This is a genomic window from Manganibacter manganicus (assembly GCF_002075885.1).
GTDB lineage: Bacteria > Pseudomonadota > Alphaproteobacteria > Rhizobiales > Rhizobiaceae > Mesorhizobium > Mesorhizobium manganicum.
Genome location: NZ_MDET01000030.1, coordinates 1 through 13,354, shown reverse-complemented (window position 1 = coordinate 13,354; position 13,354 = coordinate 1). Strand labels below are relative to the sequence as shown.

Annotated in this window: 14 protein-coding genes; 9 read left to right on the top strand and 5 right to left on the bottom strand. The window is 60.8% G+C overall.

All coding sequences use genetic code 11. The features are described 5' to 3' along the window. The gene (locus tag BFN67_RS16975) at nucleotides 1–411 is read right to left on the bottom strand and encodes a DUF2177 family protein (protein ID WP_080920737.1); all 411 of its coding nucleotides are present in this window, start codon (nucleotides 409–411) and stop codon (nucleotides 1–3) included. A 197-nt stretch (nucleotides 412–608) separates the two neighbouring features. Between BFN67_RS16975 and BFN67_RS16970 the strand changes: the two genes are divergently transcribed. From BFN67_RS16970 to BFN67_RS16955, 4 genes are all read left to right on the top strand, one after another. Beyond that, nucleotides 609–986: a DUF2147 domain-containing protein gene (locus BFN67_RS16970; RefSeq protein ID WP_080920736.1), complete on the top strand. Its 378-nt coding sequence runs from the start codon at nucleotides 609–611 to the stop codon at nucleotides 984–986. Between the two features lie 24 nt (nucleotides 987–1,010). Next, nucleotides 1,011–1,547, top strand: a complete 537-nt coding sequence (locus BFN67_RS16965) for a sigma-70 family RNA polymerase sigma factor (RefSeq protein WP_080920735.1) — start codon at nucleotides 1,011–1,013, stop codon at nucleotides 1,545–1,547. Next, complete coding sequence (locus BFN67_RS16960) at nucleotides 1,544–2,266, top strand: anti-sigma factor (protein WP_139789228.1); 723 nt, start codon at nucleotides 1,544–1,546, stop codon at nucleotides 2,264–2,266. Before BFN67_RS16965 ends, BFN67_RS16960 begins: the two co-directional genes overlap by 4 nt. A gap of 140 nt (nucleotides 2,267–2,406) precedes the next feature. Continuing rightward, nucleotides 2,407–2,964 carry a fasciclin domain-containing protein gene (locus tag BFN67_RS16955; protein ID WP_080920733.1) on the top strand — a complete coding sequence of 186 codons (558 nt, stop codon included), beginning with the start codon at nucleotides 2,407–2,409 and terminating at the stop codon, nucleotides 2,962–2,964. A gap of 254 nt (nucleotides 2,965–3,218) precedes the next feature. On the opposite strand, the gene BFN67_RS16950 is transcribed toward BFN67_RS16955, so the two are convergent. After that, a complete protein-coding gene (locus BFN67_RS16950) occupies nucleotides 3,219–3,905 on the bottom strand; it encodes a TIGR02117 family protein (protein WP_080920732.1) in 687 nt (228 codons plus the stop codon). A gap of 184 nt (nucleotides 3,906–4,089) precedes the next feature. Here BFN67_RS16950 and BFN67_RS16945 point away from each other — a divergent pair, with 184 nt between their 5' ends. Next, nucleotides 4,090–5,016 (top strand): alpha/beta hydrolase, encoded by a 927-nt coding sequence (locus tag BFN67_RS16945; protein WP_204842212.1) that lies wholly within the window; start codon nucleotides 4,090–4,092, stop codon nucleotides 5,014–5,016. A 105-nt stretch (nucleotides 5,017–5,121) separates the two neighbouring features. On the opposite strand, the gene BFN67_RS16940 is transcribed toward BFN67_RS16945, so the two are convergent. Then, complete coding sequence (locus tag BFN67_RS16940; RefSeq protein ID WP_080920749.1) at nucleotides 5,122–6,009, bottom strand: LysR family transcriptional regulator; 888 nt, start codon at nucleotides 6,007–6,009, stop codon at nucleotides 5,122–5,124. 98 nt (nucleotides 6,010–6,107) lie between these two features. On the opposite strand from BFN67_RS16940, the gene BFN67_RS16935 reads away from it, so the two are divergent. From BFN67_RS16935 to BFN67_RS16920, 4 genes are all read left to right on the top strand, one after another. Beyond that, the gene (locus BFN67_RS16935) at nucleotides 6,108–7,481 is read left to right on the top strand and encodes a proton-conducting transporter transmembrane domain-containing protein (RefSeq protein WP_080920731.1); all 1,374 of its coding nucleotides are present in this window, start codon (nucleotides 6,108–6,110) and stop codon (nucleotides 7,479–7,481) included. Between the two features lie 143 nt (nucleotides 7,482–7,624). Then, a complete protein-coding gene (locus BFN67_RS16930; protein ID WP_080920730.1) occupies nucleotides 7,625–9,238 on the top strand; it encodes a Mu transposase C-terminal domain-containing protein in 1,614 nt (537 codons plus the stop codon). Nucleotides 9,239–9,250: 12 nt separating this feature from the next. Further along, nucleotides 9,251–10,132, top strand: a complete 882-nt coding sequence (locus BFN67_RS16925; RefSeq protein WP_080920729.1) for a TniB family NTP-binding protein — start codon at nucleotides 9,251–9,253, stop codon at nucleotides 10,130–10,132. Next, entirely contained in the window at nucleotides 10,129–10,761 is a 633-nt protein-coding gene (locus tag BFN67_RS16920) for a TniQ family protein (protein ID WP_245295302.1), read from the top strand. Before BFN67_RS16925 ends, BFN67_RS16920 begins: the two co-directional genes overlap by 4 nt. 121 nt (nucleotides 10,762–10,882) lie before the next feature. On the opposite strand, the gene istB is transcribed toward BFN67_RS16920, so the two are convergent. Then, nucleotides 10,883–11,638 carry an IS21-like element helper ATPase IstB gene (gene istB, locus BFN67_RS16915; protein WP_080917952.1) on the bottom strand — a complete coding sequence of 252 codons (756 nt, stop codon included), beginning with the start codon at nucleotides 11,636–11,638 and terminating at the stop codon, nucleotides 10,883–10,885. Nucleotides 11,639–11,651: 13 nt separating this feature from the next. Continuing rightward, nucleotides 11,652–13,187 carry an IS21 family transposase gene (gene istA / locus BFN67_RS16910; protein WP_080917953.1) on the bottom strand — a complete coding sequence of 512 codons (1,536 nt, stop codon included), beginning with the start codon at nucleotides 13,185–13,187 and terminating at the stop codon, nucleotides 11,652–11,654. Nucleotides 13,188–13,354: the final 167 nt, after the last annotated feature.

The window sequence follows — 13,354 nt, the reverse complement described above, 5'->3', positions numbered from 1 at the left end:
TCAAGCGGCTGACGTGAATGCCCGAGTAATCAGAAAACCCATCGTAGCGGCGAAAGCGGTAAGCAACGTTCCCCAGCACAGGTCTGCAATCGTCACCGGCACCGGCCAGTTACGCAGCGTGGCCTGGTTTGTCAGGTCGTAGGTCGCATAGGCAAAGAAGCCGAGCAACGCGCCGTAGCCGGTCGCCGTCGTCCAGCGTTCGGTGGCGAACGCCGGCGATATGGCGAACACGACGATGCCGGCAATGTAGATCAGATAGAACAGAACGGCCGGCACCAGCCTGAAATTTTCGACCAACATGTCGCCCATCAGCGGCCGGTAAAGCCGTTGCGCGGCGAGCGTCAGCCAAACGGCATCGTCGGCCAGAAACACCAATCCTGTCGCGATATAGGCGATACCATAAGCTTTCACGGAGATTTCCTCGCGGGCATTTAGCTTCTTTCTACGTCACGCCTTGGCGTTCGGATCATGCGCGCCCCGTGGAAACGTCGACCGGGGATTCGAAGACATCTCCGCTTTTTTTACCAAGGAATAGATCCGACACAGCACGGTCTGCGTAACAGGATGGCACCCTATACGGAAAAGAGGCGCTACCCGGAGCCTGAAACATGATCCGTCAAGCCATCGCCGTTTGCGTTTTTGCCCTGACATGCCTTTTTTCGATATCTGCCCAGGCGAGCGATCCTTATGGGATTTGGGCGCGCGACGACGGTAATGCCCGCGTGAAAATCGCCCCGTGCGGAGCAAAGCTGTGCGCTACGAACCTCTGGATCAAGGACACCAGCAAGGGCGAGGAAGTCGGTGACCGGCTCATCATGTCGCTGGAACGAAAATCCGACACCGAATTGTCCGGCACCGCCTTTGACCCCAAGCGGGACAGAACGTATTCGATGACCTTGATTATCGAAAAAAATGGGTTGATTACTCGCGGCTGTATTATCGGAGGATTGCTTTGCCGAGATGTGAATTGGGCGCCGGTGAAGTAAGGCTGGTCCAAATTGGCTGCAACGATGCCGCACGACATCACTAAGCTCATTGTCCGGACCTCATTGAAGGATCGCACCGCATTCGATTTGCTGTACCGGCAAACGAACGCGAAACTTTTCGGCGTATGCCTTCGTGTCTTGAACGATAGGGGCGAGGCCGAAGATGCCCTTCAGGAGGTGTTCGTCAAAATTTGGATGAAGGCGGATCGTTTTACGGTATCGGACTTGAGCCCGATTTCCTGGCTGGTGGCCATCGCCCGCAATCATGCGATAGATCGCATCAGGGCGCGTCGTAGACCGGTGCAGGATATTGATACGGCGCTCGACATTGCCGATCCAGCACCGGGACCGGAAGCGATGGCTCTGGCCGGTGGCGAAAAACAGCGTATCGAGCACTGCCTGGGCGAACTGGAAGAGGACCGCGCGCAGGCGGTACGGGGCGCTTATCTGACGGGCGAGAGTTATGGTGAGCTTGCGGAACGCCATGGCGTTCCACTGAACACGATGAAGACATGGCTGCGCCGCAGCCTCATGAAATTGCGGGAATGCCTGGAAAGATGACGCCAGCCGAAGACCATGGACCGGAACACGATAGCGACGACCTGTTGGCCGCCGAGTTCGTTCTTGGTGCGTTGGAGGCGGCCGAGCGGCAATCCGCAGCCCGGCGCATCGAAACCGACGCCGACTTCGCACGGCTCGTCGATGACTGGGAGGTGCGGCTTTCGCCGATGGCGGCCGAATATCCGAATGTAGAAGCGCCGGCCTCCGTCAAGGCGGCAATCGATCGCCGGCTGTTTGCGTCCGATGGTACCTCCGGGGCAGCATCTCGTTCCGGCCTGTGGTCGAGCCTGGCCTTCTGGCGCGGCTTGGCAGCCGTAGCTGTGGCCGCGACAATGGTTGCGATTGCTGTCCCCTACATGAGCCCATCGCTCGAGGTACCTCAGCCACGGCTGGTCGCATCGCTGGCCGCTGACGGCAGCGATGTGAAATATCTCGCCGTCTACGACGCTGCCCGCCATGAAGTCGGGCTGTCGCATGTTTCTGGGGCACGCGCTTCCGGCAAGGATTTCGAGTTGTGGATGATTGAAGGAAAGAAGCCCCCCGTTTCAATGGGGATCATACCTCCGGGTGCCACCACGCATGTTGCCGTTTCGGCCGAAGAGCGGAAAAAACTTGCGCAAGGCGCAGTGCTGGCTATCAGCCTGGAGCCCGCCGGCGGTTCGCCGACGGGCCAGCCGACCGGACCGGTGGTCGCGGCAGGCGATCTCAAGAGAATCTAAGTCGGCATTTCAGCTTCGGCTGCCTACCGTCCCAAACAATCTGTCGAATAATTTCGGATGCTCTGAAACTATTGCGTCTGCGTTTCGTATCTCCTCTCGTCCCAAGAAATGGGAACCAGAACCCAGAGGAGTTTGACATTATGCGTAAATTCGCCACCGCCTTGTTCGCCGGCGCAGTCGCCTTTTCCGCGCTTTCCACGGTCGCCTATGCCAAGGACCCCATGGTCGGCGGAGCTGCCATGTACGCCAACAAAAACATCATCGAAAACGCCGTGAATTCGAAAGACCACACCACGTTGGTGGCCGCGGTCAAGGCCGCTGGACTGGTCGATACATTGCAGGGCAAAGGCCCCTTTACTGTATTCGCACCGACCAATGAGGCTTTCGCGGCGCTTCCGGCGGGTACAGTGGACACGCTGCTGAAGCCCGAGAACAAGGCCAAGCTGGTGAAGATCCTGACCTGTCACGTCATCGCGGCCGATGCCATGTCCGCCGACGTCAAGAAGATGGTCAAGGCCGACGGTGGCATGCACAAGGTCAAGACAGTCGGCGGCTGTGAACTGACGCTGAAGGATACAGCCGGCAAGGTCACCGTTACCGACGAGAATGGTAACGTCGCTCATGTAACCATCGCAGACGTTAAGCAGTCCAACGGCGTCATCCACGTGATCGACAAAGTTCTGCTGCCCAAGATGTAAGCGGCTTTGTCAACCTGCACCAACAAGCCCGCCCCTGTGAACAGGAGCGGGTTTGTTGAATTGCTTAAAAAAGGACGCAGGTTCGTGATGGCCGAGCAAAGGTTGATCGCTGCGTTGGGATCAACAAGGAATGCCCGTTGGGTCGTCACTACGCATTTTTCGGGCTACCACGCTACACAAATGCACTCTCGCGTTGGCGAGCTTGGCTAGTCGCGGCCCGCGAATAAACAGCCTATATGTGCAGACTTCTGGCCTTACCGTGCAAACGAAGCGGGGTCATTGTGGAGTTGTAAAGACGTTCGCAGCAGCAGGGGTAACGGTTCCCACCACCCCGTCGACAGCCCGGCCCGACGCAGCATGGCCGCAGTCCACGTGTTGCACCCGAAAAGCGCGTTGAAATACCCTTTTGCTTCGAAGAACGCGTCGTATTTTCCATAGGACAAACCCGCAAGGAGCTTGGGGCCGTCAGCAAAGCTGTCGCGAATGGCGTCGGCTAACGCAATCATGCCGGTATTTGTGATGTTGACAACAGTTACCGATGGATCATGCCGATCGATATCGCCCGCTATTTCGACATGCATAACCGAGTTGTCGAGGGTCAGCCCCTTGAAGGTCGGCACGGCTTTCAATTCCGACCACGTCGGTGTTTCGGTATAGAAGGCGCGGCCGCCCCAGCCAAAGATCACGTAGCGAACTTGCGGCAGGCCGATTGGAAGACCTGCTGCCGGAAGAAATCCGAACTGGGCCCGAACCGCGTCGTCCACCGGGATCGCAATATCGGTGTGGATGGGATTGCTCAGCAACAATATCTGCCTGGTTGCATCCGCCGGGCCTGTGACTCGGTTTCGCCAGATCGGCCGCGGCGTTATCGTCCCGATGATCACGGACACAACAACCAGTGCGATGCCGACCGCCAGAATATTTAAGAACCTGCTCCGCACCTTTCCCTCATCATGGAAAGCAATACGTCAGTACCACCAAATTGGATCAGCACGGATTGATTTGATCCAAACAAAGCGTGTCTGCGTAAAAAGCGCATGATAGTTACGCTCCTTTCGCCTCATCGATCTACAGACATACCGCGACAGGCTGGACTGGGGCGACGGATTTGCCGCATTTTTATCCTTGGCCGCATGCGGACCAATCCTCTTTGACTGCAGTCCTTCTCAATCACAGGATCCGACTTTGCGGCTCATTTATCGAACGATATCGGCACTATTGCCTTTATTTGCTCTGGCGGCATGTTCACCGGCGTTGGTGCTAAACCTCGTTACGTCGTCGAACGGTGCAAATATCCACAAGGATATCGCCTATGGCCAAGGTCCGAGGCACAAGCTGGATGTATATTCGCCGGGGGACGTAGGGAACGCACCCGTCGCGGTGTTTTTCTATGGCGGCAGTTGGCAAAGTGGAAACAAGCAGGGCTACAGGTTCGTGGCCTCGGCCCTGGCCGCAAGAGGCATTGTTACGATCGTCCCGGATTACCGGCTCTATCCGGAGGTCCACTATCAGGGCTTCCTCAGCGACGGTGCGAAAGCCGTGCGCTGGGCCAAGGACCACGCTCGCGAATATGGCGGCGACCCATCGAAACTCTTCTTGATAGGACACTCGGCAGGAGCCTATATCGCTGCCATGCTGGCGCTCGACGATGAGTGGCTTGGTAAGGAAGGCCTTTCAGCGGGGCGCGATCTGAAGGGTTTCGTCGGCATCTCGGGCCCTTATGATTTCCTGCCTTCCAACGACAGGGAAATCGTCGCCATTTTCAGCACGGCAAAGACGCAGGCGCTTTCCCAACCTGTGAGTTTCGCTGACGGCCGTCGTCCTCCGGTGCTGCTGTTGCACGGAACGGGCGACAGCATTGTCTATCCGAAAAACAGCACCGAGCTTGCCGAAAAGTTGCGACGTTCGGGAACACCCGTTCAACTCAAGCTCTATCCGGGCGTCGGTCATCTGGAAATAATCGGCGCCGTGGGTTTTCCGTTGCGTTTCATCGCACCGACTTTGGAAGACACGGTGAGCTTTATCCAGATGCATTCGACGACAGCAAGATGAAAGCTCGGGGTTAGAAGTCCGAACAAAATGACGAGCACGAGACCAGTCATTTCATCGATAGATTATAAAGAGCGTGCGAAGGTAGCTGGATAGCCGGCTCAACGGTCAGGTATTTTTCTTTCTTCCCTTTCCGATGAGTTCCTTCAGCAACGGGTTGGGAAAGCGCCTTTCCATCATCACTGCATAAAATGTCTGGACGATACCGGGAAGGGCTGCGCCGACGACAAGCGTGCCGGCCGCGATTTCATCTTTCACCACGATCGGCGGTAGCACGGCGAGGCCGATATCCTCGCGCGCAAGCAAGCGCATCATCGCCATATCGTCGGCTTCGGCGATGACATGCGGGCGAATATCAAGCTTGTAAATGAGCGCATCGAAGCCGGCACGAACGCTCGTTCCGCTGGTCGGGACGATGACGGGATGGGCCATCAGGCGCTCGGCAAGGCTGCACTTCGTGCGAAAGCGCGCCGGAGCCCCAATAAGACTGACCGCGCGCTCCGCGAGGCGATGGGCGACCAGCGGTGAATGCCCATCATGCGCCGGGGGCTGGTTGATTAACACCACGTCGAGCCTGAGCGCGCGCAGCGAAGCTATCAGTTCGGCAGTGTTGCCTGAACGCAGGACGAGTTCGACATCCGGCCGCCCAAGGAGGGGTTGCAGGAATTCCATCTGGAAGTTGCGCGACAGCGTCGCCAACGCGCCGAGGCGCAGGGTCTTGTGTGAAGTGTCGGCGTCGCGAAGCGTGCCCAGCAGTTCCTCGCCGGTGTTGAAGATGGCGTCGGCATGGTCGAGCGCGATGCGCCCCGCTTCCGTCAGGTGCAGTTTGCGGCCGCTGCGTTCGAACAAGGCGTTGCCGAGGCTCGCCTCCAGCTTGCGGATTTGTACTGATAGCGCGGATTGGGTGACGTTGAGCCGCGCCGCCGTGCGCGTGAGATTACCGTCATGGGCGACGGCCCAGAAATAGCGCAGGTGGTTGTAGTTCAAGGAAGACATCATTCGATATTAGCGAACGATTTTGCATAAACAATGAATTTTCTTCAGAAAACCGCGCCTGATATTGCAGGGCAACGATTGCCTCTCGGAGATCAACGTTGTCGCTCTATCTGCTTCCGTTAGCCATGCCGCTGCCGCTGCTCGTCGCTGCTGCCGTGGCCTTTCCCGGCTCCGGCCGCTGTCCCAAGCGCGCCGGGCTGGCCGAAGCCGCCGCACTGATTTCTTTTGTCATCGCGCTCGGCGGATTTGTCATGCTCGTCACTCAAGGAGCAGGGACCAGCGATTTGATCGGCATCGCCGGCATCGGCCTTTCCAGCCTGCTCGATGCCGTCAGCGTGACGATGCTGCTGCTTGTCAGTTTCATCGGCTGGCTCGTTCTGCGTTATGCCCGCACCTATCTCGACGGCGAGGCGCGGCAGAGGGCGTTCACCGGCTGGCTGTGTCTCACGCTCGCGGCTGTCCTGTTTCTGGTTCAGGCAGGTAACCTCGTGCAGCTTGTTGCGGCGTGGATCGGCATGAGCGTGGCGCTGCGCCGGCTGCTTTTGTTTTATCCGGAGCGGCTGGCGGCGCGGCGGGCCGAGCGCAAGAAGCGGCTGTTCTCACGCCTCGGCGCGGCCGCGCTGATCGTCGGCGCCGGCCTTGCCGCCTGGGCCTACGGCACCGACGACATAGCAACCATCAATTCCATGGCGAGAACGGGCGGCGGATCGGCGCTGACCGCCGTCGCCGCCGGCCTGCTTGCGTTTTCGGCGCTGCTCAAGTCGGCCCAGTTTCCGACGCATGGCTGGCTGACGGAAGTCATGGAGGCGCCGACGCCGGTTTCAGCCCTTCTGCACGCGGGCATCGTCAATGCCGGCGGCTTCCTGCTCGTCCGCTTTGCAGACCTGATGCTGACGGCGCCCGGCGTCCTGGCGGCGGTGGCGATGGTCGGCGGCTTCACGGCACTGTTCGGGGCGCTCGTCATGCTGACCCAACCTGCGGTCAAGACCTCGCTTGCCTGGTCGACGGTGGCACAGATGGGCTTCATGATGCTGGAATGCGGGCTGGCGCTGTTCCCGCTCGCCTTGCTACACATCGTCGTTCACTCCTTCTATAAGGCGCACGCCTTCCTCGCTTCAGGTGGTGCCGTCGAACAGGTAGCCGCCATCCGCCGCCCCGGACCGATCGCGATCCCTGACGGCGCCGCCGTCGGCCGGGCATTCGGGCTGGCGCTGCTGATCTACGCGGTGATCGGGGCGATCTTCGGCTTCGCTTTCGGGTTCGGCCACAAGTCTCCACAGTCGCTTGCCCTTGGCGCGATCCTGATTTTCGGTGTCGCCTACCTTCTGGCGCAGGGGCTGGCCGACGCTGCGCCGCGCGTGTTAACCCGCAAGACGGCGGTTAACGCCATTGCCGCGGCGGTCGGATATTTCACGCTGCAAACGGCCGCCGAGTGGCTGACGCGCGGAACCCTGCTGTCACTTGGCACTTAAACATGAGAATGCCATACAAGCGATTCCAGATACTTAGGCCAGCACTTAATTTGAGAATTGGCAATTAATTTGATAATTGCGCTTGGCGTTTGCCACTTAATGTGAGAATCAGGCTCTCGGAGTTTTTTCACTCGCGAGCCTCCATGAGCGACCCATTTCCCGACGAAATTGATGAGGCGCTTTGGGATGAAGCGTGCCGGCGTGCGGATGCGATTCGTGGCTTTCTAAGGCGCCACCCCGGCGGCACGACGGCCGGAAATGTTGCCTGGCTCGCGGCCGAACTCGGCCTTAGCCAGGCTACAGCTTACCGCCTGGTCAAGCTGTTCCGCGCCGGCGGAACCGTCCTGTCGCTTGTGGACCGCAAACGCGGGCGGCCGGAGGGTCATCGCACCCTGGATGAGAAGCGTGAGGAAATCGTCCGGAGGACCATCAACGCGTCCTACCTAAAGCGAACCCGGCCGACGGTCTCGCAGCTGGTCCGGGACGTGCAGACGAACTGCATATCGGCGGGGCTGAAGCCGCCGCATCGCAGGACGATCGTCGCTCGCCTTGAGGACATAGACCTCCAGAAGCGTGCCAGGCGACGCGGCGAACAGAAGATCGTCAAGGCGACAACGGCCGTTCCCGGAGCGTTCGGCGCCTCCCGCCCCCTTGAGGTGGTCCAGATCGACCATACCAAGGCCGATATATTCGTTGTTGACGAGGAGACCCGACAGCCGATCGGCCGGCCGTGGCTGACCTTGGCGATGGACATCTGCAGTCGGATGGTCGCCGGGTTTTATCTCACCATGGACGCCCCGTCGCGGCTGTCGACTAGCCTGTGCCTCTTGCATTCCGTCTTCGACAAGTCTGCATGGTTGAGAGAACGCGAGATCAGTGAGCCGTGGCCCGTGGCTGGCCTGCCGAACACGGTACATGTCGACAACGGATCCGACTTCCGAAGTCGAGCATTCAAGAGAGGTTGTGAGGATGCCGGGATGGCAATCGAATGGCGGCCGCCAGGCGAGCCGCGCTTCGGCGGTCACATCGAGCGTCTGATCGGCACGCAGATGGGAAAGCTGCACCTGCTGCCCGGGACCACATTCAGCAACGAACAGGAACTGGGAGAGTACGACTCGAAGCGGCACGCGGCACTGACACTGCGTGAACTCGAACGCTACATCGCCCTCGATATCGTAGGCTCCTACCATCAGTCGATCCACAGTTCCCTAGGCCGCCCGCCGATTGCGGTCTGGCGGGAGCACGAGGGCAATATCCCGCTTCGACTACCACAGGATCGGCTCCGCTTCTGGCTCACCTTCCTGCCTGAGCAGGAGCGCACCATGCGGCCGACCGGGATTCATCTGTTCGGCCTGCGCTACTGGTCGGCGGCGCTCAGCGCCGACGTCGGGCGTTCTGACCGCCGACTACTTGTGAAGTACGATCCACGCGACCTGGCGCGCATCTTCGTTCGACGGCCATCAGGAAACTTTGTGGAAGCCCGTTATGCCGACGTCACCCTGCCCTCGATAACCCTGCACGAGGCGCTGACCGCCCGACGCACCCTGCTGGCGAAAGGCCGCCGTGAAGTCGACACCCGCGCCATCGTCCGCACCGCGTTGGCGCAGCGAGAACTGGTCGACGCGGCGACCAGAAAGACGGCGGCGGCGCGCCGCGGCAAGGCTTCGTCAAAATCGAAGGTGGACGATCGGGGATGGGGCTCGCTCCGCGGTGTCGACTCCAGCAAACCTGTACCCTTTGTTGAGGATACGGATTGAGCTGGAGTGAATATGAACGATGAAGTCTCCCACCTGACCGCCAGCGCCGCGGCACTGCTTTCCGAAACGGACGAACGACGCATTCGCGCAATACGATCACGTCGCTGGGTGCTTTATCCACGCGCCAAGCAGGCGCTCGACCGGCTGAGCGGGCTCCTCGACCATCCGCGAGGCACGCGCATGCCCTCGGTCGCGATCTATGGCGACAGCGGCATGGGAAAGACCATGATTATGAAGCGGTTCCGGGACGAGCACCCGCCGAGCTTCAATCCGCTGACGGGCACGCTAAAGACACCGGTCCTGGCCATGGAAATGACTAGCCGTCCTGGCGAGCGACGGTTCTACTCTGAACTGCTTACCCTTCTCGGCGCGCCGCAGCGGCCACGCGCCGACATCGCCCAGATGGAACAGGCGGCGTTGCGGATCATGGAAGCGATCGGCGTGCAGGTGCTGGTCATCGACGAGGTGCACAACATCCTCGCCGGATCCTACCGCGAGCAACGCATCGTCCTGAATACGCTCCGCTTCCTCAGCAATCGTCTGCAGATCTCACTGGTCTGCTTCGGCGTCAACGAGGCGCGGGAGGCCATCAGTGGTGATGTCCAGCTTGCGCGGCGGTTCGAGCAGTTCACCTTGAGCCGGTGGGCTGCAAACGAACAGTTCGAGACCCTGGTGGCCTCGATCCTGCGCAACACGCCGCTGCGTCGACCTTCGGTGCTGACGCCGAAATCGCTGCGACGGATCCTGCAGATCACAGAGGGTATCACCGCCAGCATCTTCCACATGATCAACAGCCTGGCCGTCGAAGCCATCGAGAGCGGCCGCGAGCACATTAACGACGAAGCAGTCGAGAACTGGGAGCCAGAGTTCGATGCCGAGGCGGCATTCGCATGATTGAGAACACGCCGCCACGGCAGTTGCCGGTGTGTTTGCCGCCCCATTCTGATGAACTCCTGTCCTCCTGGATCAGTCGCCATGCCGCCTTCTACGCGGTCCCTCCGCTTGTCATGCTTAGGCATTGCCTGCCGGAGGCCTCCGCGTTGCGCGCGGCCGATCTTCATTTGAGCAGTGATCAGGAAATCCGCCTGGCCAACATATTTGCCACCGAACCGGCCGTGGTGCGTCGAATGACCTTCACAAATGTCGCGCAATCAGCGCGTCGGCTCATCGCCACGCGGCCAACGCAGCATTGCACGAACTGCTGCCCTGGTGGCGCTGAACCGGCGCCAGTTCTACGAAGCCAGCTGCTTGGATGGCGCATCACCTGCCCTCTCTGTGGAAACCGACTCCGGGATGTCGGCGTGCGCGAACTCCCCTCCCCTTTCCAAGAATATCGCAGTGCGGCTCTCCGGGGCGAAAAGCTACTCGACGAAGGAGCCGAACGTGGCATCCGCGCCTGGGCTTCGCCATCGGAAATCGCCCGGCTTCTGCTGATGCGCCGGATGACGTGGCCGCCGCCGTGTGAAAGGGATCTTTGGCGTTTCCGCGTACTCGGTGCGCATTCCGACGAAGCCGGCCAGTGATTCCGATCAATTACCGGCCACCCATTCCAATTTCATTCCGGCCGGGATTCCGATTTGAAGCCGGCCACTTTTTTGGATCACCTGGGTCGTTGTTGAGATTTGGTTCGAGTTTCGTTTCTGGTCAAGCCTGAGCTGTTTCCGGGTTTTGTGGCGCGCGCCGTTTTCGCATGCTTTCGCCGGTCAGTTCGATGCGATAGGCGTTGTGCACGAGGCGGTCGAGGATGGCGTCGGCGATGGTGGGATTGCCGATGATCTCGTACCAGTGGTCGACGGGCACCTGGCTGGTGACGATGGTCGATCGCCGCTCATAGCGGTCCTCGACGATCTCGAGGAGATCGCGGCGCTGTTCGTCGTTGAGCTTTTCGGGTCCCCAATCGTCGAGGATGAGCAGGTCGGTTCGGGCCAGCGCCTTGAGCATCCTGGCATAGCGACCGTCTCCCCTTGCGAGAGCGAGCGTGGCGAAGAGCCGTGGGGCGCGGTGATAGACGACGGAGAAGTCCTCGCGACAGGCCTTGTGCCCGAGAGCGCAGGCGAGCCAGCTCTTGCCGACACCGGCCGGGCCCGTGATCAGGAGCCCGTGACGCTGGCGAATCCAGTCGCAGCCTGCGAGCTTGAGGTACAGGGAGCGGTCGAGCCCGCGTTCGGCACGGAAGTCGGCATCTTCGACCTGCGCATCATGGCGCAGCCTGGCAGCGCGGGCACGCGCCTCGAAGCGCTTCTGACGGCGCAGCGTCGCTTCGTTCTCGAGCAGGATGGCAAGCCATTCGCCATGGTCGAGGGCGCGTGCTTCCGGCTGCGCGTCGAGATCCTGGAAGCCTTTGGCCATGCCGTGCAGTCCGAGGTCGCGCAACATGTCGAGGGTGGGATGGGTCAGCATGATCTTTATCTCCTCAATGGAAGTAGCCGGGACCACGCAGATTGGCGTGGTCGATGATGGCGCCGGGATTGCCGGCAGGCCGGGCGGCCTTGTGGTTGATGATGAGGGCGGCGATGCTCTTGCAGGTCAGCCCGCCGATCTCGACGGCGCGGGCTGATATGGTCTCGGCACGCTCACGACGGAGATCCCGGTAGAGGCGCAAAACGCCAAGGCATGTGCGGAACCCCTGTTCCGGATGCGGTCGGCTGGCCAGAATGGCGATGATCAGCCCCTCGGTCTGTGGCCCGATCGATGCCGCCCAGCGGCGGAAGCGTGCCGGCGTCCACTCTGCATATCGACGGTGGGAACTGGGCATGTGCTCGGGGTTGGTGCCGTAGCGGCGTCCGCCATAGCGGCGCTGATGAACGGCGACGCGCTTGCCGCGGTGGAAGATCTCGATCGTCCTGCTGGTCGCGCGGATATCGACCTGCTGGCGGATGAGGCTGTGCGGCACGGAATAGAAGAAGGTCTTGAACTCGACATGATAGTCGGTGGCGACGCGAGCCAGGCGCCATTCGGCGAACTCGTAATTCTGCACCGGTAGGCTCGCCAGGGTCGGCCGTTCCACCGTCTCGAACAAATGGCGGCGGCTGACGCCAAGGCGGCGCATGACATGGTCATTGATGCGGTCGAGCGCCCCGGCGATTGCGGCATTGGCCTCGGCCAGCGAGAAGAAGGTCTGTCGTCGCAGCCGGCCGAGAATGCAGGTCTGGGCGAAACGCACGCCGTTCTCGACCTTGGCCTTGTCCTTCGGGCGACGCGGCCGCGCCGGCAGCACGCCGACGCCATAGTGCGAGGCCATCATGCCATAGCTGCGGTTGATCTCCGGATCATAGAAGGAGGCATGATTGACGCCGGACTTCAGGTTGTCGGGCACGATCAGGCGCGGGACGCCGCCGAAGAAGCTGAACATGCGTACATGCGCGCCGATCCAGTCCGGTAGCGCCTGCGTCCAGGTCGCTTCCGCATAGGTGAAGCCGGATGCACCCAGGACGCCGACAAAGATCTCCGCCTCGCGGATCTCGCCGGTCAGCGGGTCGACGATGGCGATCTTCTTGCCGGAATAATCCACAAACACCTTGTCGCCGGCGACATGCTCCTGGCGCATCGTCGGCGACAGACGCTTCTCGAAGCCGCGGAACAGGTCGCAGAAACGGCTGTAGCCATAGCCGCCGGAATGGACGGCGCGGTACTCTTCCCACAGAAGCATCAGCGTGACGCCCGGCTTCTTCAACTCCAGCGCAAGATCCGCCCAGTTCGGCTCCGGCAGCCGGCGCAGGCCCTGCTTCACCCCGGCGCGGGCGAACAGCCGGTTCTCCAGCGCGTCGTCGGTCAGGTCGCCTGGCAGCGGCCAGATCAGTCCCGCCGCGGTCGCGCGCTTCAGATTGTCCTGCACGGTGCTGCGCGCGACGCCCAGCCTCTGTGCGATCTCGCGGGCGCTGGTTCCATCACCGGCAAGCCGCAGCATCTGTCGTAATTGTCTCATGGTCAGCCTTCTCTTTGCCGGCATTACGCGTCCCTTGTTCAAAAGGACCGTCATGCCAAAGTTGCTGACCCTGGTGCTCCTGCTCAGACCTCAAAGCGGCCGGATATTGATCGGAATGGTGGCCGGCTTCACGTCGGAACGATGGCCGGCTTCAGGTTGGAATGCCCGGCCGGATAATGTCGGAATCCGCA